At 56.3% G+C, this 17,501-nt stretch carries 16 protein-coding genes and 1 tRNA gene; 5 read left to right on the forward strand and 12 right to left on the reverse strand.

The genetic code is table 11. The features are described 5' to 3' along the window. Positions 1-29: 29 nt before the first annotated feature. On the reverse strand, positions 30-698 hold the full coding sequence (locus VGE55_RS05140) for a response regulator transcription factor (protein ID WP_331130630.1): 669 nt from the start codon (positions 696-698) through the stop codon (positions 30-32). 317 nt (positions 699-1,015) lie between these two features. Here VGE55_RS05140 and fabR point away from each other — a divergent pair, with 317 nt between their 5' ends. Genes fabR through VGE55_RS05155 form a run of 3 tightly spaced genes read left to right on the forward strand, consistent with a single transcriptional unit; the run spans position 1,016 to position 4,715 of the window. Next, positions 1,016-1,717 carry an HTH-type transcriptional repressor FabR gene (gene fabR, locus VGE55_RS05145; RefSeq protein ID WP_331130631.1) on the forward strand — a complete coding sequence of 234 codons (702 nt, stop codon included), beginning with the start codon at positions 1,016-1,018 and terminating at the stop codon, positions 1,715-1,717. Then, entirely contained in the window at positions 1,714-3,126 is a 1,413-nt protein-coding gene (locus VGE55_RS05150) for a UbiA family prenyltransferase (RefSeq protein ID WP_331130632.1), read from the forward strand. Before fabR ends, VGE55_RS05150 begins: the two co-directional genes overlap by 4 nt. 26 nt (positions 3,127-3,152) lie before the next feature. Further along, a complete protein-coding gene (locus VGE55_RS05155; protein ID WP_331130633.1) occupies positions 3,153-4,715 on the forward strand; it encodes an ArnT family glycosyltransferase in 1,563 nt (520 codons plus the stop codon). A gap of 58 nt (positions 4,716-4,773) precedes the next feature. On the opposite strand, the gene VGE55_RS05160 is transcribed toward VGE55_RS05155, so the two are convergent. The 11 genes from VGE55_RS05160 to VGE55_RS05210 form a co-directional block, all read right to left on the reverse strand. Beyond that, the gene (locus VGE55_RS05160) at positions 4,774-5,715 is read right to left on the reverse strand and encodes a hypothetical protein (protein ID WP_331130634.1); all 942 of its coding nucleotides are present in this window, start codon (positions 5,713-5,715) and stop codon (positions 4,774-4,776) included. After that, positions 5,705-8,011 carry a galactose oxidase-like domain-containing protein gene (locus tag VGE55_RS05165; protein WP_331130635.1) on the reverse strand — a complete coding sequence of 769 codons (2,307 nt, stop codon included), beginning with the start codon at positions 8,009-8,011 and terminating at the stop codon, positions 5,705-5,707. The genes VGE55_RS05160 and VGE55_RS05165 overlap by 11 nt, the downstream gene beginning before the upstream one ends. 289 nt (positions 8,012-8,300) lie before the next feature. After that, positions 8,301-8,377 (reverse strand) — tRNA-Met (locus tag VGE55_RS05170). A 36-nt stretch (positions 8,378-8,413) separates the two neighbouring features. After that, positions 8,414-9,520 carry a YeeE/YedE family protein gene (locus VGE55_RS05175; protein ID WP_331130636.1) on the reverse strand — a complete coding sequence of 369 codons (1,107 nt, stop codon included), beginning with the start codon at positions 9,518-9,520 and terminating at the stop codon, positions 8,414-8,416. A 73-nt stretch (positions 9,521-9,593) separates the two neighbouring features. Further along, positions 9,594-10,343 (reverse strand): tol-pal system protein YbgF, encoded by a 750-nt coding sequence (gene ybgF, locus VGE55_RS05180; protein WP_331130637.1) that lies wholly within the window; start codon positions 10,341-10,343, stop codon positions 9,594-9,596. Between the two features lie 27 nt (positions 10,344-10,370). Then, positions 10,371-10,901, reverse strand: a complete 531-nt coding sequence (pal, locus tag VGE55_RS05185) for a peptidoglycan-associated lipoprotein Pal (protein ID WP_331130638.1) — start codon at positions 10,899-10,901, stop codon at positions 10,371-10,373. A 61-nt stretch (positions 10,902-10,962) separates the two neighbouring features. Then, a complete protein-coding gene (gene tolB / locus VGE55_RS05190; RefSeq protein WP_414674969.1) occupies positions 10,963-12,243 on the reverse strand; it encodes a Tol-Pal system beta propeller repeat protein TolB in 1,281 nt (426 codons plus the stop codon). 86 nt (positions 12,244-12,329) lie between these two features. After that, positions 12,330-13,238 carry an energy transducer TonB gene (locus VGE55_RS05195; RefSeq protein ID WP_331130640.1) on the reverse strand — a complete coding sequence of 303 codons (909 nt, stop codon included), beginning with the start codon at positions 13,236-13,238 and terminating at the stop codon, positions 12,330-12,332. A gap of 6 nt (positions 13,239-13,244) precedes the next feature. Continuing rightward, on the reverse strand, positions 13,245-13,667 hold the full coding sequence (gene tolR, locus VGE55_RS05200) for a protein TolR (RefSeq protein ID WP_331130641.1): 423 nt from the start codon (positions 13,665-13,667) through the stop codon (positions 13,245-13,247). A gap of 16 nt (positions 13,668-13,683) precedes the next feature. Then, positions 13,684-14,361: a protein TolQ gene (gene tolQ, locus VGE55_RS05205; RefSeq protein WP_331130642.1), complete on the reverse strand. Its 678-nt coding sequence runs from the start codon at positions 14,359-14,361 to the stop codon at positions 13,684-13,686. A gap of 44 nt (positions 14,362-14,405) precedes the next feature. Beyond that, positions 14,406-14,819 (reverse strand): YbgC/FadM family acyl-CoA thioesterase, encoded by a 414-nt coding sequence (locus tag VGE55_RS05210; protein ID WP_331130643.1) that lies wholly within the window; start codon positions 14,817-14,819, stop codon positions 14,406-14,408. A gap of 123 nt (positions 14,820-14,942) precedes the next feature. Between VGE55_RS05210 and VGE55_RS05215 the strand changes: the two genes are divergently transcribed. Both VGE55_RS05215 and VGE55_RS05220 read left to right on the forward strand, forming a co-directional pair. After that, the gene (locus VGE55_RS05215) at positions 14,943-16,499 is read left to right on the forward strand and encodes a wax ester/triacylglycerol synthase family O-acyltransferase (RefSeq protein WP_331130644.1); all 1,557 of its coding nucleotides are present in this window, start codon (positions 14,943-14,945) and stop codon (positions 16,497-16,499) included. Positions 16,500-16,502: 3 nt separating this feature from the next. After that, entirely contained in the window at positions 16,503-17,489 is a 987-nt protein-coding gene (locus VGE55_RS05220; RefSeq protein WP_331130645.1) for a hypothetical protein, read from the forward strand. The last annotated feature ends 12 nt before the right edge of the window (positions 17,490-17,501 follow it).

A 17,501-nucleotide genomic window follows, 5' to 3' on the forward strand; every position in this document is an offset into this window, starting at 1 on the left:
CTGTCAATCGGGTCTTGTTGTGACAATGGTCAGGCTGACACGGTGTTCAAACGTGGGATTTTTCGATACAAACTGACCGCTTGGGTGCGGTTTTTTACATTCATTCGGGTAAAGATTTCCCGGAGATGGGTCTTGATCGTTTCCGGGGACAGGTCCAGTTTCCGAGCAATTTCTTTGTTGGACAATCCGGAAGCCAGGTACTGCATCACTTGCTGTTGTTTGTGCGTCAGTTGAATGCTGTGTGGCTGACCTGTTCGGCCGGTGATGTGATCGCCTGACGCGCTGCGGTTGTTCAGGGCATTGGGCCGCCACTGGACCTGTACCCCCGCACGTGTCAACGCCTCCAACAGCAGGGCAGAGGTGTGCTCGAAACCCTCCGCCTTGGACAATGTCCAGCTGGGTGCTCGTTCGTTGGGTTGAACGGTGTTGAGCAGTGATTCGTCACCACTCATGATGACCATGGGCAAATCGGGAGCCAGGGCCGCAATGCCGTTGATGACCTGCTGCCCCTGCGCATCGGGCAATTTGAGGTCGGTGATCACCAGCGATGGCTGGTGGTTGCGCAGCAGCTCTTTCGCATGCTCAAGCGAACCGGCGCACAACATCTGGGCGTTGGTTGCCACAAATTCAACAAGGTCTTTGATGCCCGTTGCGAATAGGGGGTGGTCTTCTATTACCAGAATCTGGTTGTTGGCCATGGGTGTTCTCCTCCCGAGTGGGTTAGTTAAAACGGCGTCACTACAAATGTGATGAACCCATCATCGGGGGATATCCACCGCTTTCCAACCCTCTTTAGGGTGAGTAAAGCGGTAGTCGATGAAGGCGTCAATCGTTTGCTTAACAAAATGACCCAAACTTGGTGAAAATACGTAATTACCCTAGGGTGGTTTTGTGGCTCAGATGCCATGAATTCTTGTCCTGCCTGCTGAATTTTCAGGAATGATCCGGGCGGATTTCATTACAATGGAGTCACTTCCAGACATGGTGACCCCAACAGAGGGTGGCTTAACACGGCATGAGATCACGCACAGGCAGCACACCCAAACCCCTTGATGAAACCCAAGCCCGCGTGCGTCGCAAAGAGCAAACTCGGCAGAACCTGCTTCAGGCCGCGCTAAACCTGGTGGGCAACGGCAGCAGTTTTACAGCGCTGGGTATTCGCGAAATAACCCGCGAGGCGGGCGTGGTACCCACTGCGTTCTATCGCCACTTCAAAACCACCGACGAATTGGGCTTGGCCTTGGTGGAAGAAGGTGGGATCACCTTGCGCCGTTTGTTGCGCGAAGCACGGCAGGCCAGTCTGCCCGGTGAGGACATGATTCGTCATTCGGTCAGCGTTTTTGTGGGTTATCTCAAACAGCACCACCTTGAATGGCGCTTTGTCAGCTCAGAGCGGTCGGGTGGCTCGCCGGTATTGCGTGCGGCCATTCGCAATGAAATTGCCCATTTCACCCACGAAATGGCGTCGGACCTTAGAGCACTGAATATTTTCCCCAAGCTGGCCACCAACACCTTGCAGCTGATTTGCAGTGTGGTGGTCACGCTCATGATGAATTCTGCCGTGGACTTTCTGGACATGAAGCCAGACCAGCCCGCCGTCGAGCGCGAGATGATTGACAACTTTGTGAAACAGATCGTGATGGTTTTTCTGGGTGCTGCCCACTGGGAAGAGGAGCCGACCCATTCCCTGTCTGACAAAATCGCGGGACGGCAATGACCCAGCCTGTGATCTACGTGGACTTGGACGGTACGCTGAGTCCATCGGATGTCTTGATGGAGTCCTGCCTGTTGCTCCTCAAGAGAAACCTGCTTTACGGGTTTTTGATGGTTTGGTGGGCGTTGAAAGGCGGCTGGATTTTCAAGCAGGAAGTTGCTCGCCGGGTAGACCCTGTGCTGGATCGGCTGCCGGTTCGCAGCGAGGTCATGGATCGATTGCAGCAATTCAAGACATCGGGTCACACATTGGTACTGGCCAGCGCCTCGCTGAAGCGCGATGTGCAAAAGGTGGCCGACCGTCTGGGCATTTTTGATCGCGTGATTGCCAGCGAGGACAGCAACTTGAAAGGCGTGCGCAAATTGGCCGCCATTGAATCGGATGCTGCTGGCGCACCGTTTGTGTACTTTGGTGATGCGGCTGTTGATTTGCCGATTTGGCAAAAGGCCGCATTGGCGTTTGGTGTGAATGTGTCGCCTGTGGTCCAGGCCCGTGCCAAAGCAGCTGGTGTTGAATTGCAACGCATTGACACGCCTCGCCCGTCCCTGCGGGTGTGGTTGAAGGCCATGCGCATACAGCAGTGGGCGAAGAATGGCTTGCTGTTTTTGCCGCTGATTGCTGCCCACAGCCGTGACCCCCAGCAGTGGTTGGCCATGCTGTGGGGGTTTGTTGCATTTGGCTTGGTGGCTTCAGCCACTTACATCTGGAACGACCTGATGGACCTGGATTCCGACCGTCAGCACCCCCGCAAGCGGAACCGGCCCATGGCCAGTGGTGCAGTGTCCATCCCGCAGGCGTTTGTGTTCATGAAGGTTTTGGGTGTCAGCGGTTTTTTGGTGGCCCTGCTGGCGGTCAATGTCCAATTTTTTGCAGTGCTGTGGATATACACCGTGGTCACCCTGCTGTACACGTTTGTGTTTAAGCGCACCGCCTTTGTGGATGTACTGTTGCTGGCCTTGCTGTACACCGTGCGGGTCATCGCGGGTGGGGTGGGAACCGGCATTGCCCTGTCCAGTTGGTTGCTGGCCATTTCGCTCTTTTTGTTTTTAAGCCTGGCCTTGGTGAAGCGCTGTGCTGAACTGGAGTTTTTGCAAATTGAAGGCAATGTGCCCCACGGACGTGGTTACCGCATGAGCGATTTGAGCTATCTGGTGTCCATGGGTATTTCCAGTGGTTTTGTGGCGGTGCTGGTGTTGGCCTTGTATGTCGACAGCCAGAATGGATCCCGTTTGTATTCCTCCCCCCAATATCTCTGGGGCGTGTGCCCGCTGTTTTTGTATTGGTTGATGCGGATCTGGATCCTCACTTCTCGCAAAGAGATGATTGATGACCCGGTTCATTTCGCGTTGAACGACCGCATCAGTTGGGGCTTTCTGCTGGCGACTGTTGTGCTGTTTTCTCTGGCCGCGTAATTTTCTCATCCATTGCCCTGATGCCTATGTCCAACACCGCCCTTGGTTCTTCCCCTTCTGTTACCCAAGCCCGACAGACATTCTGGATCGTGGTGCTGGTGACTGCTGTGCTCAAGTTGTGGTTGGCGCATTGGTTCCCCATGACCAGTGACGAAGCCTTTTTCTACCTGTGGGCCAAGTTTCCAAACTGGGGGTATTACGACCACCCACCGATGATCGGCTGGTGGTTGTGGGTGTTGGACCATCTTGAGGGGACGCCCCTGGTCGTTCGCAGTGCAACTGTGTTGCTGACCACGGTGATTGCCTTTGGCGTGGTGGCGCTGTTGAAACGCTTGCTGCCCGCTGAGCAGGAGGCCAAAGCATGGTTGGGTGGAGCGGTGTACCTCAGCTTGCCGGTGTCTTGGTATGGTGTGTTTGTGACCACCGACACGCCTTTGATTTTCTTCATGGCGCTGGCGGTGTTCACCTATGTGCTGGCCGTGCGCAAAGGCTCGCACTGGGGTGTTTTTTTTGCGGGCGCTTTCACTGGCCTGGCCTTTTTGTCCAAGTATTTTGCCGTGTTGCTGGGCATCGCCTTTGTGTTGCACCTGCTGCTAGTGCAGCGCAGCTGGCGCATGCTGTTGTGCCTGGCCGCGGGTGGTTTGCCGTTTGCCTTTGTCAACATTGCCTACAACGCCTTCAATTGCTGGAACAACATCATGTTCAACCTGGTGAACCGGCATGAAGATGCGCACCTGGGGTGGCAAACGGTGGCGACCTACATCGGCATGATGTTGTATGTGTTGTCGCCATGGGCCGTGTGGGCTGTTGTGAAAGGGCGGGCAGCCTGGAAGGGCCATTCAGCCTTGGTGGCTGTGCTGTGGGTACCGCTGGCCTTGTTCCTGTTTATTTCGCTGGAAAAAACCATCGGCTTGCATTGGGTGCTGGGTTTTGTCCCAACGGCTTTTGTATTGCTCGGCTTGTCCACCAGTGCCGATCAAATGGGGCGTTTTGTGCGCTGGAATGCGGTGTTGGCCGTGCCCCATGTGGTGCTGTTTGCACTGCTCATGCACGCCAGCCCCAACATTTGGAAAAGCAGTTTCCGGGATGATGTGGTGTTTCACCGGCAGACAGATGCTGTGTTGAAAGGACTGACGGCCGACATGCCCCAAGGGGCGGTGTTGACCACGGTGGCGTATTCGCCAGCCTCGCTGTTGACTTACCACTATGGACAAGTGGTGCCGGTGTTTGGGCCCGGAAAGTACCACGCCCGCAACGATGATGTGTTTGTGGACTGGCGACAAATGGCGGGGAAAGACATTCGCATTGTGGCCAAGGACAAACCGATTGACCCAACCAGCTACCAGCCCTACTTTGAGTCTTCCTCGGTGAAAACCGAGACCATTGAAGGCATTCCATTCACCGTGGTGGATGGACACCGCTTCAATTATGAAAAATTTCGGGATGTGGTGCTGCGCGAGGCGGTGACCAAGTACTACAAAATCCCCAACGGTTTGCCAGTGTTTGACTGTCCGTTTGGACGTAAATACGGCTTTGAAGCGGAATGCCGCATTGGTGACATGGGTGTGTTGAAATCGGTTCTGAAATAAAAAACGGGCTCACTAATAGGCTCAATGAGTGAGCCCGTCGAGAGTGAGCCCGAACAATTCAGCGGATTGGTTGCCAGGAAGACTCTCCGTCGATCCAGACAATGGCCCCATCGGGCTGGTGTCGCAAACCAATTTTCCAGGATTGAACACCCGGTTTATTGGGTTTTTGAACCTTGAGACGCGGGTCCTGCCAGGCCAGCGTGTTGCTGTTGGACACCTCACTCCAGCCGTCTGCAGTTTGTTCTGCGCGTGCAAACAAACCCAACGAATTGCTCCAGGGGTGCTGGCGGTTAAGCAGTGCCCCATCCGTCCCCAAACGGGCAAAGGCTTGCATGTGCTCATCCAGCACCTCGAAGCTGCCCTCTGTGCCCGGCAGTATCGACACCATCACGGTTTGCCCGCTTAGGCCGGGAATCACGGTCAAGAGCTGGTCCACCAGTGCCGGGTTGTCTGTGCTTCGAACCGCCAGAATTTTGGGTTGCCAAAAACCCGTCACTGGCTTTTCAGCCTCACGTGCCACACGCAGTGTGTGAACTTGTCCATCCACCCGAAGTTTGACCGTGAAGGCTTTGAGGGTTTCGTCCATGAGGCGGGCGTCGTACCAGCCAATGCCATCGGCCTGTTGCACCGCTACCCAGCTTTCAGGCAATTTGCCGGACTTCACTGCAGCAGGAATGGCACCGCCACCGGGTTGTTGAGCCCTGTACCAATTGGGGTTGTTGACGTCGGCCTGCACCTGGCCATTGCGCACCCGCAGAAATGGCTTGCCACGTTGATCCAGAATGTCCACTGCATGTTGACCGTTGGTGGCCAATGCAAACTGATAGGCTGTGGTTTGAACCACCGACACATCGACGCCTTTGGGCAGGGTGGATGTCTGTTTGAGCGTGGGAACACCACCTTCGTTGTGGTGCTCGGCATGCGCCCAACCCGGGGCGGGTTGGGCACAGGCGCAGGCGATGAGCCCGGCCAGCAGGCTGTTGCGAAGCTTAGGCCCCATGCTTGAGCATGAAACTGACGCTCTTGGAGGGCAACAGGTTACCGGCAGAGTCTTTGCTGCGTGCAAACACCATGTAGGCACCTTGTGGCACCACGGCGGCCTGGTCGGGAATGCGGAAGCTGATCTGCTTGCCATTCGCCTTGGTGAACATCGACTTTGGAATCACCACCGTGCGCTGGTCACCGTCAATCAGGTGGGTCATCACCGTGTGGCGTACCAAGGTGATGGAATCGATCTGGCTGGCGTTGGTTTTGTCACCCAGCTCGATCGTCACCTCTTGGCCCTTCAAGTACTGGTGCAGCATCGGCTTGCCGGTGGCAGGGTCGATGGCAGCGGCGTCCTTGAAGCCCTTCAGCTCGGGGCGGTCGGGGTGGAACACATAGGGCGGTGAATAGATCTCGAAGGATGGATCGCGGCCATCATTGGGAGCGAAACCAAATTGGGCCAGGTTGATGTTCTTCAGATACAGCGTGGAAATGGGGGCATGGCCACCGACCAGCACACGGCCATCCGGCATCAGCAAGGCGGTGTTGTGGTAGGTGCGGGGGTGGTTGGACACGGCCATCTGCTCCCACTTTTTGGTGCGTGGGTCGAAGCGCTCGGTGGTTTGCCGGGCAAATTCAACCCCCGGTGCGGCCACGCCGTCCCGGTCGCCACCGTTGAACACGGTCACCGAGTCATCAGGCAGCAACACACCCGTGCCATACCAACGTGTTTGATTCAACGCACCGGTGACTTCACTTTCATAGCCCACGATTTTGGCGTCTTTCACGTTGGGGGCCAGCTCAGTTTTCACCGTGTCGATGCGGGAAGAAGCCACTGCGACATATCCACCGGGTGAGGTCAATCCAACCAGCGGCAATACGCCACCGGCCGTCAGGAAGCTGGCATCGGTGTACTTGCCTTGGGCGTTGGGCTTCAGTGGCAGCATGACGGAGAATGTGGAGCCGCGCATGCCGCCACCCACTGCTTTTTGCAGCATTTGCTCGGGGTTGCCAGTGCCCAAGGTGCCGAGCAGGCTCATCAGGGCTTGCGGGCTTTTCACGGGTGCGCTCATCAGGGTATTGGTGAGGGCTGTCATGGCTGCATTGCGGGCTGTGGGCACGTTCAGGATTTGGGTGAACGATTCCAGACCTGCCTGGCTAAAGCGCAATGGGAAACCGGCGTAGGCCAAGTCAGACCACTGGTCTTTGCCCGGGTTGTAGGTGGCTGCGATGTTCCACAGCGGTTGGTCAATACTTTGACCAAACGGGTTGAAGGCCTGGCCGCCAGCGTTGTACAGCACGTGGCCGTTGGGCAGCAGGTGCAAACGCGGGAACAAGGGCAGGGTGCGTTGTGCCGCTTCACCATTGACCTTCCAGACGCCTTTGCCGCCATTGGCATTGGGGTCGAAGGTTTCGGTGTGCACCACATTTCGGCCGCTTTGTTCAGGCGCTTGTGGGTAGATGGGCTTGAGCAGTTTGGTCACGCCACTGGCGACAAAAATCTTGCTGTCGGACAAGGTCACCAGCGATGGATACCAGCGGCCGAAATTCATGTCGGCCATCTGGGTCCAGCGATTGGTGTTGGGGTTGTAGGCGCGGCTGTTGCGCAGGCCTTCCAGCTCGGTCAAACCATAGCCCAGTGCATTGCTGCCAGGCTCGCTGTAGTAGGACGTACCGCCCACCGCCAAAATACGGCCATCGGCCAGCATGGCCACGTCCGCGCAAAACAGGGCGCCATCGGCACTGTTGGTGTCTTTGTTGGACAGGCCAGGGATGAGTTCGGTGATGTTGTAACCGTTGGGGTTGGCGCCGGCGTCTACTTCAATGGGGCGCACCCAGCTGGTGGCTGCATTGGTGTCGCGAGGAATGCGCATGACGCGGGTTTGGTCGTTGATGGCTTTTTGGCCAAAGTCCACCAAAATACTGAATTCAAAATCTTCGGTGCCTTCCAGCGCATTGAAGTACAGAAAGTCGCCATTGGGCAGCAGGGAGATGGTGCCGGCTGCTGGCTTGCAGCGGTTTTTTCCGGTCACAGGGTCGACCAAACACTTTTGGTCGGTGCGGGTGCCCACAGCGTCGGGGTTGCGGTCTTCAGTGGGGCTGCGGCGGTACACAAACGGCTCCGCAAAAGGCTTCGTGAACGTGCCTTTGCAGTTGGTGGATGTGCAGGTTTTGGTACTGCTGGCGCCGGTGTTGAGGGGGTTTTTGCTGCCGATCAGGTCATCGAGCAAGCCTGCGTTTGCGGGCAATGCAAAGCCCGTGTTCAATACTGTCAGCGCGATGAGCGCATGCAGACGCTTGACTTTCATCATGTCTCTTTCCTCTTTGCAAGTTGATGCTGTCGCAAAGGGATTCACCTGTAACCCAGTGGGTTCAGGCGTTTCCTCCCTTGTTTGCCTCTGATGTTTTATTTTGAAAAACCTTCGTTCTTCGCGGGTGTTTTGAATACTTTGCGCAGTAACGAAGTGTTAACAAGTGTAATCACCAGAACGGGGTGGGGCAAGGGCAGACCCCCCTCCAAACAGGGGGGGGTGGCGTTGATAAAACCGGACAAGAAAAAAGCCCGACAGGGTTAATACCTATCGGGCTTTTTGGGATGTTTGGTGGCGAATCAGGGACTCGAACCCCGGACCTGCGGATTATGATTCCGTCGCTCTAACCAACTGAGCTAATTCGCCGAAAGACCGCGATTATAACGAATGTTTTTGAAAAAATCAAAGCATCCGTTCAACCCGCCATATTTGGTATTTCAAAGCGGCCCATGCACCGGCCACAATCGCCAGCACGGTGATCCATGATGCCACCGACAAGGTGCTGACACCGCTTAAGCCCTGGCCAACCGTGCAACCGAGGGCGAGAATGCCGCCAAAACCCATCAGCGCAGCACCCACCACATGGTTGGCGGTGTCTTCCACGCCCTGGAAGCCTTCCCAGCGGAATGTGCCTTCCTGCAGTGCGCTGGCGGCTGCGCCCAGAATAACCCCGGCGCAAGCCACCACACCCACAGTCAGAATGCGGCTGGCGTCTGAGTAAAACATGAGCCATTCCAGGGTATAGGCATAAGGCGCCACAAAGCTGAATGCTTCAGGTCGGTTGGCATAGGAGCCGAGGTAGGCGGCTTCCAGTGTGTCAGGGTGCTCTGGTAGGTAGGCCAAGTTGAACGCAATCCACCACACAACGGCAATTGCGATGCCCACGCCCAAACCACCCAGCAGGGTCTCCTTGTTCCATGCGGAGCGGCCAAACAGGCTGGCTGCAATCAACAACACTGGCAAGGCAATCGAGAGGGCTGTGGCCATACCGGGGTTGGCATGGCCGCCCAGCAAACCGGGAAGGCTGCTTGCGCTACCCAGATCAATCTTGAATGGGTCAAGCCAATTCACACGGACCACGCCCAAAACGCCTTTCAGCGCCATATAACTTGTCAACCCCAGCACCAGAAAAACCACCAAAGCCTTGAGGTTGCCGCCGCCGAGCCGAATCAGTGTTTTGCTGCCACAACCCGACGCGAGTACCATGCCTACACCAAAGAGCAGACCACCCACAATCCCGGACAACCAAGACCACTGTGGGTTGAGGTAAATCGTGTCTTCGGGGCGTGCATGGCCGGTGAGCGCCATGACTTGCAATGCCAGTGTGGCCACGCCAATGGCCAGTGTCCAGGCCCGCATGCGACTCCAGTTGCCGAAGTTCACGATGTCGGCCACGGCGCCCATGGTGCAGAAGTGACTGCGGTGCGAGAGCGCACCAAACCACAGGCCGGCGCCAAAGGTGGCCCACAGCACCACTAGGCGCAGGTGTTCGAGGTTGATTTCTTCCATGACTCGTTGAGCATAAACAAACGAGTCCGTATTGTACCGGTGGCTGCCCCGAAAGGGCAGGGCGGCGAAGGCTTTATTTCAGCGCGTCCAGCCGCGTTTTGGCGCTGCCTGCCGCAGCACTGCCCGGGTATTTGCTGATGATTTCAGCCAAAGTTTTTTTGGCGTTGGGAATGGCCTTCAGTTCAAGCTGGGCGCTGGCCATGCTGAGCAAGGCATCGGGCGCGCGTGGGTGGTCCGGGTATTCTTTGGCCAGGTCACGCTGCGTGACCAAGGCACCCTTGTAGTCGCCTTGTGCAAACTGGGCGCTGCCCAGAAAATACCGTACCTGGGGTTCCAGACTGCTTTTTGGGTATTTGCTGACGAAGCCCTGAAATTGACTGACGGCCTGCTGATAATTGCCCGCTTTGAAGTGGTCCAGGCCTGCTTGGTAGTCGGCGTATTGCTCTTGCGGCACAGCCAGAGCCTGACCATCCAGCTCGAGTTTTTTGGGTTCGAGTTGCTTGATCCTGTTTTCCAGGCTGGCGTACAGCACCTTGCTGTCTTCCTGAAGTTTTCGGATGTTGTTGTTGGCAACCTCCAGGTCGCCGCGAAGTTTCGCGATTTCCCGGTCTTTGTCCGAAACCTGCTGGGCCAGCGTGAGCTGGCCCTGTTGTGTGGTGGACTCCAACCGCCCGATTCTCTGCTCCAGTGTTTGAATTTGCTGTCGCAACTCGATGATGGCCCTGCGGGCCTCATTGTCATCAAAAATCGCGAAGGCGTTCATGGATGCCGCACTTAAACCGAACGCGACAGCCAGGGTGACAAACTTGGGCTTCAAATGCATGGGATAAGGAGTCCTTAACTGCGTGGATTACTGGTATGCGATGTCAGCGCGGCGGTTTTCGGCCCAAGCTGCTTCGTTGCTGCCGGTGGCCTTGGGCTTTTCCTTGCCAAAGCTCACGGTTTCAATCTGGGATTCTTTCACGCCCAGCGACAGCATCAGTGTTTTGACGGCGTCGGCACGGCGCTGGCCCAGCGCCAGGTTGTACTCGGCACCTCCACGGTCGTCGGTGTTGCCCTGAATCACCACTTTGCGGTTGGCATTCGCAGCCAAATACTTGGCGTGGTTTTGAACCACGGTACGGTATTCGCCCTTCACGTCATAGCTGTCAAAGTCGAAGTACACGCTGCGCTTGGCCAGCACGCCTTGTGGGTCGTTCAGTGGGTCCATGTCACCCGGTGTAACGGTGGGAACAGCACGGCTGTCACTTTGAGTGGTGCCAGGGGCTTTGCCGGTTTTGCTTTCAACAGGTTTGTCGTTCAGGGGAACGGCCGAGCTACAGGCTGCCAAAATGGCCACCAGAGCAGACAGGGCTGCATATTTTGCGAATGTGTGTTTCATGTGCTTCTCCAAAATCCAAAAGTGATAACAGTGTGTTCAAAAATCGGGTTTCCCAACGGGTTTAGTCGTTGGAGTACGGTCCCCAGGTGGGTTCCGCAATGTCGCCTCCAGTGCTGCTCAGCGTGTTTTTGACACGTCCATCCTTGGACACCATGGCCAGCGCACCCTTGCCACCAGCGCGGGTGGCATACAGAATGAACCGACCGTTGGGCGAGAAACTTGGGCTTTCTTCGCGTCCGGTGGAGGTCAGGACCATGTCCTGTCCGCCAGCCAGGTCCAACACAGCAATCTTAAACAAGCCATCCCGGCGAGTAACATAAGTTAACATTTTACCGTCTGGGCTGACTCTTGGCGAGATATTGTATGCGCCTTCGAACGTGACCCGTGTTGCATTGGCACCACTGGTGCTCATTCGGTAAATTTGAGGGCCTCCGCTGCGGTCAGACGTGAAATAGATGCTCTGACCATCCTGACTGTAATTCGGTTCTGTGTTGATGCCTCCGGTGTTGGTCAGTCTGTCCATGCCCGAGCCATCGGATGCGTTCATCGAGAAAATTTGTGACCCACCATCTTTGGTCAACACCACCGCCAGTTTGCGGCCATCGGCCGACCAGGCTGGTGCGCTGTTGCTGCCTTTGAAATTGGCCACAGCCCGGCGTTTGCCGGTGGCCAGCTCGTGCACAAACACCACGGGTTTGCGGGTTTCAAAGGACACATAGGCGAGTTGACGGCCATCCGGCGACCAAGACGGGGAGATGATGGGCTCCTTGGAAGCCAGCGCCACTTGGGGGTTTGCACCATCGGAGTCCGCAATGATCAGTCGGTAGCGGCCGGGTGATTTTTCAACATAGGCGATGCGTGTGGCAAACACACCTTTTTCGCCCAGCAGTTTTTCGTACACAAAGTCGGCGATTTTGTGGGCAGTCAAGCGCATGGCTGACGGGGCCACCACATAGCTGAATTTGCCCAGCGATTTTTGCTGTGCGGTGTCGTGCAGGTTGAATCGAATGTCTACACGGCCATCGGCGGTTTTGCGTACAGACCCCACCACCAACGCATCCACACCGACGGACTTCCAGGCGCTGGGGTCAATCAGCGTGGATTCGTTGAGGTCAATGTTGCTGGTGGTGTTGATGGCCTTGAAAAAGCCGCTGCGGGTCAAATCACTGTCAATGATGGCCTTGATGTCTTCCGGCAAACCCTGGTTGCCCTGGAACGGGGCTGCCGAGTAATTGATTTGATTGGCACCGACACCGGTGATGTCAATTTTCAGCTGGGCTTGCGCGGCAACGGGCAATACGAAAGCCACGGTGGCAAACAGTAAGCCGCCGAGGCGTTGCATCCAGCGAGAGCCGTGTCGGACCGAGCGAAGGCTGTGTGTGGTGTATTGCATGATGGTCGGGTTGAGATCAGTCATCGTTTTAAACTTTATTGAACGTCTTTTGGACGGAATGAGAGTACGAGCACGGGTTCAACGGAGCCATCCTCAGCCCTGGGAAGTGGACTGGCGCGTTGCAAGGCTCGCTCCACCGCGCTGTCCCACGCGGGAATTCCACTGCTTTGTTTTTGGGTAATCGACACAATCTCGCCGGTGGGCAACTGGCGAACTTCGAACACGGCTTGCGGGTTGCCATCGACACTGCTGGCCCCCGGAAACACGATTTTACTGCGCACATATTGCCGAATTCGGTCACTGTAGCCGGCCTTGTTGCGGCTGCTGCCTGCGCTGCTGCTGCCGGTGTTGGGCAGTCCGCCGGTGGCGCGGGCAATCTCTTCCTCGCGCAGTTTTTTCAGCAGTTCACTGTTGACTTGGGGCTTGGGTTCGGGCTTTTTGGGCTCGGGCTTCGGCTCCGGTTTGGGTTCGGGTTTCTTGGGCTCAGGCTTGGGTTCGGGCTTCTTTGGCTCGGGTTTGGGTTCAGGCTTGGGCTCAGGTTTTTTCTTGTCAGGCTTGGACAGTTCAATGTCCGCCTTTGGCGGCTTCACCGGCGGTGGTTCAACAGCCTTGGGTGGTTCGGGCACGGGCTCTGGCTTGGGTTGTTCCACTTGGGGTTCGGGCTGAACCTCTGGCTGCACCGCTTGCGCTGGGCCTTGCAGGTCGGAAAAAAGCACGGCTTCAAAGGGTGCGGGTTGTTCGGTCCGCCAAGCCAGGCCAATCACAAAGAAAGCAACCAGCAACAGGTGCGCCGCCAGTGACAGGCTCAATCCTGCCTTCTCGCCAGTGTGGTCCACCGGGGGTTCCAGTCGTTTGTCCAAACCGCTTTCGCGTGACATCTTCTCGAGCAGGGCCTGTTGGGCCTGGCTCAGTCGCATTTCTCCGCGTTGACGTGCAAGGTTCACGGCGGCTTATCCCTTGGGTTTGACCAGCAGCCCAACTTTCGGAATGGCTGCCCGCTGCAATGCGTCCATGGCATCCACCACGGCTTGGTATTGAATGGATTTTTCAGCGGAAATGACCACAGGGCGATCGGGTTCGGTGCCCTGCAAGCGTTTTACTTCATCGGCCAAACCGTCCAGTGTCACTTCCCGGCTTTCATTGGTTTTGAGGTCTTTCACCACCAGCTTGCCGACTTGGCGCACCGTCACCTCAATGGGGCGTATCTGCTTGGGCACATTGGTGTTGGTCATGGACGGCAGGTCGATCACCGAGGGGGTGACCATGGGCGCCGTCACCATGAAGATGATGAGCAACACCAGCATGACGTCAATGTAGGGCACCACATTGATTTCGTTGATGCCACGGCGGCTGCGTCGACCCAGTTCTTTCATGTCAGGGACTCCAGAATCAGTGCTGGCGCTGCAGGATGTTCAAAAACTCTTCAACAAAGCTTTCAAACTGGGTGGACAGGCGGTCGATGTCATTGGCATAGCGGTTGTAGGCCACCACCGCAGGAATGGCTGCAAACAGACCGATGGCGGTGGCCACCAAGGCCTCGGCAATGCCGGGGGCCACGGCGGCCAGGGTCGCTTGTTGCACGTTGGCCAGGCCGCGGAACGAGTGCATGATGCCCCACACCGTGCCAAACAAGCCGATGTAAGGACTCACGGAGCCCGCCGATGCCAGGAAGGGCAGATTGCGTTCAAGCAAATCGTTTTCGCGCTGAAAAGCCGCTTTCATGGCACGGCGTGCGCCGTCGATGATGAGGGCATAGTCTGTCAAGCCCTTTTTGTCCCGGGCTCGCAGGAATTCGCTCATGCCGGCTTCAAAAATGCGCTCCAGTGGGCCTGCTTCCATGCGTCGGCTGCTGGCGCGCTGGAAGAGGGTGTTGAGGTCGCCGCCCGACCAGAATTCTTCTTCAAACTTGTCGGATTGTTGCTTGGCCTTTTTCAGTACCGCGTATTTTTTAAAAATGGTGGCCCAGGACACCAGTGAAATAGACACGAGAATCAGCATGACGACTTGCACCACGAAGCTGGCTTCGGTGATGAGCGTGATGAAGGACATGTCGGTGGAGACTTGCATGGTGAAGAGGCCTGAAAAGAAAAAGGTCGAAAATGGACAATGTTTTATTGGGCTGTGGGCAGCAGGTGCCGAAGTTCTTTAAACACCTCGGCGGGTATGGGGGACGGGCGCAGGGTTTGGGTGTCGACACACCCCACCCGGGTTTGCCCTTCACACACCAGCACATCACCACAGCGAATCACCTGTTTGAAGACCGCTGAAACCCGTTTGAGTTCAATCAGCTCAACGGAAACCTCCAACAGGTCTTCCAGTTTAGCAGACCGGCGGTAGTCGATTTCGGTGCGACTGACCACGAACACCTTGTGATGGTGCTCCATCAGGGTTTTCATGCCGATGCTGCGTTGTAAAAACCATTCGCTTCGGGCCCGTTCCATGAACTTGAGGTAATTGCCGTAATAGACCACCCCGGCGGCATCGGTGTCTTCAAAATAGACTCTCAATTTGTATGTGAATGTCATAGGATGGCCGCGCTGGTAAACCCTTGGATCGTGGTATTGTAATGACGCTAACGGTCTTGGGCAGAGACAGGGTAGACAGGCTCAAGAATAAATACACACAAAAATGCACTCAGGAGAAGAGGGATGGCCAGAAACATTCCCGTTTTGGACGCGTCGTGGTTGTATGTGGAGTCGCGTGAAGCGCCCATGCACGTGGGAAGCATGGCGATCTTCACGGTGGAAAACGAACCGGTTCAGGATGCGATTGCCCGCATTTTGACCTGGCTTCGCAGTTCGGTGGAATTCAACCCACCCTTCAATTACCGATTGAACAGCCCCAAATTGCTGACCTTGCGCCCCAAATGGGTTGAAACCGACAAGGTGGATCTGGACTACCACTTCCGGCACAGCGCCTTGCCTTCACCCGGCGGTGAACGCGAACTGGGTGCCTTGATTTCTCGCTTGCACTCTCACCCCCTGGATTTTCACCGCCCCCTGTGGGAAATGCATTTGATTGAGGGCTTGCAAGGCAACCGCTTTGCGCTCTACACCAAAATGCACCACTCGCTGATGGACGGCGTGGGGGCCATGCGCCTGATGAGCCGTATTTTTGGCAAGAGCGCGAAAGAAAGCCTGGCCTTGCCTGCGCCTTGGTCGGTGGGCACGGTGCGCAAAGAGAAAAAATCCAAAACGCCACCACCCTTTGTGGACCAGGCCATGGAGGCCTGGAAGGCGGCCAAGTTGAACGGTGCTGCCATTTCCGTGGCGGGCAAAGCCCTGCGAGCCTTGTTTGATGAGGCTTTCAAGCCGACTGACACCGCCATCGCAACGCCATTCTCGGGGCCCAAGTCCATCTTGAATGGCCGGGTGGGTGGTGCACGCCGTTTGGCCACACAGACGTACCCGCTGGAGCGCATTCGCAAGTTGGCCGAAGCCGCCGAAGTGAGTGTGAATGATATTTTCCTGGCCATTTGTTCGGCTTCACTGCGCCGCTATTTGGTCGAGCGCAATGCCCTGCCGCATGAAAACCTGACAGCAGGTTTGCCGGTGTCGGTGCGGCCTGCCGATGATCTGGATGGTGGCAACGCGATCAGTTTCATTCTGGCAAACTTGAACACCACCGAAGAAGACCCATTGGTTCGGTTGCGCGAAATCAACCGCTCCACGCAGGTGGCCAAAGCCCACTTGCAGTCCATGCCCAAAGAGGCAATCAACAACTACACCATTATGTTGATGGCGCCCATGATGCTGCAGTTGGTGTCTGGTTTGGGCGGTTTGACTCGACCGATTTTCAACACCGTGATTTCCAATGTGCCGGGCCCGTCCCAGGACTTGTATTTCTCGGGCTGCCGACTGGCCCAGTTTTACCCCATCTCGCTGATTCCGCATGGTCAGGCGTTGAACATCACCGTGGTCAGTTACGCCGGCCAATTCAACGTGGCGTTCACGGGCGACCATGATGCATTGCCATCCATGCAACGCTTGGCGGTGTACACCGGCGAGGCGCTGGAGGAGCTGGAGGGCTTGTTGGGCGTGCCGTATGTGGATGAATCTGCCACCAAACCAGCGGCCGCCAAACCGGTGGCGAAGTCCAAAACAGCGTCGAAGCCTGCCCCTGCGCAAGCCAAGGTGGCCGCCAAGCGCAAACCGCGCGCAAAACCTGCGGCGAAAAACTCTGCTGCCAGGACTTCCGCAGGCTAAGCCATGACCAACAGCATGAAGTTTGTGGTGTTCAAGGGCGCTGCCGGTTGGGGCGATCGCCTTCAGTGCCTGTTGCAGGTGCTGAAATATGCCAAAGCGACTGGACGTTATTTGGTCGTCGATTGGCGTGACGAAGAATGGTCCCACGATGGTCAACTGGCTTTGGAAGACTACTTTGACTTCGTGGGTGTCAAATCTTTTCCTCTGCACGGTTTCCTGGAGCTGTTTCGGCGGGGCGTAACGGGCAGCAGTGTCCTCCCCAGACCTTGGGCAACGCACATGGACAATCTGGACATCCGCGCTCTGGCTTACACCGAACTGTTCCAGTTTCCAAACCATGGAGAGGCATTCAACGCGATTGCGGATTTCAAGCAGGAAGACTACGACGCAGATGTTGTTGTGTACGCTGGGGTTGGGTTTCGAGCTTTTCGTTATGCCGACTTTGCAAGCTTGCGTCCCAAGCACTGGTTCTCGAGGGATTTAAAGCGCTATGCACAAACCCGGGGCTTGAAGCCCCAACAGTACGATGTGATCCATTTGCGTGCGGGATCGAAATCGTGGGCGGGTGGCAAGGTCAGATTGAAATCGCTGGCTGAAAAGCTGGATGCGCAATTTCCGGATTTGGAGTCCTACATCACCCAGGTGCACCGGGCCTACAGCGCTGTGTGTCCAGACGCCGCATCTGCAAAGCCGGTGTGGATTCTGTCCGATTCCGCTTGGTTGGCCAGTCAATGGATAGAGAAGACCGGCATTGGTCAATTTCTGTCCCATGGCATGGACCAGAAAATGGTCGAATCAGGTATCCATGAATTGAAGGCGCAGGATCTTGAGGTACATGGGCTGACCAAGTTTGACTTGAATCTGGATAGCCTTCGAGATTTTGCAATCATGCTGAATGCACGTCACATCGTCTCTGATGGGCATTCCTTGTTTTCCTCAATGGCGAAGTCTTGCCAAGGCAACGCCCATTCACACTGGTCTTTTGTGTAAGTAATGCTGGGG

The organism is Limnobacter sp. (assembly GCF_036405155.1).
GTDB lineage: Bacteria > Pseudomonadota > Gammaproteobacteria > Burkholderiales > Burkholderiaceae_B > Limnobacter.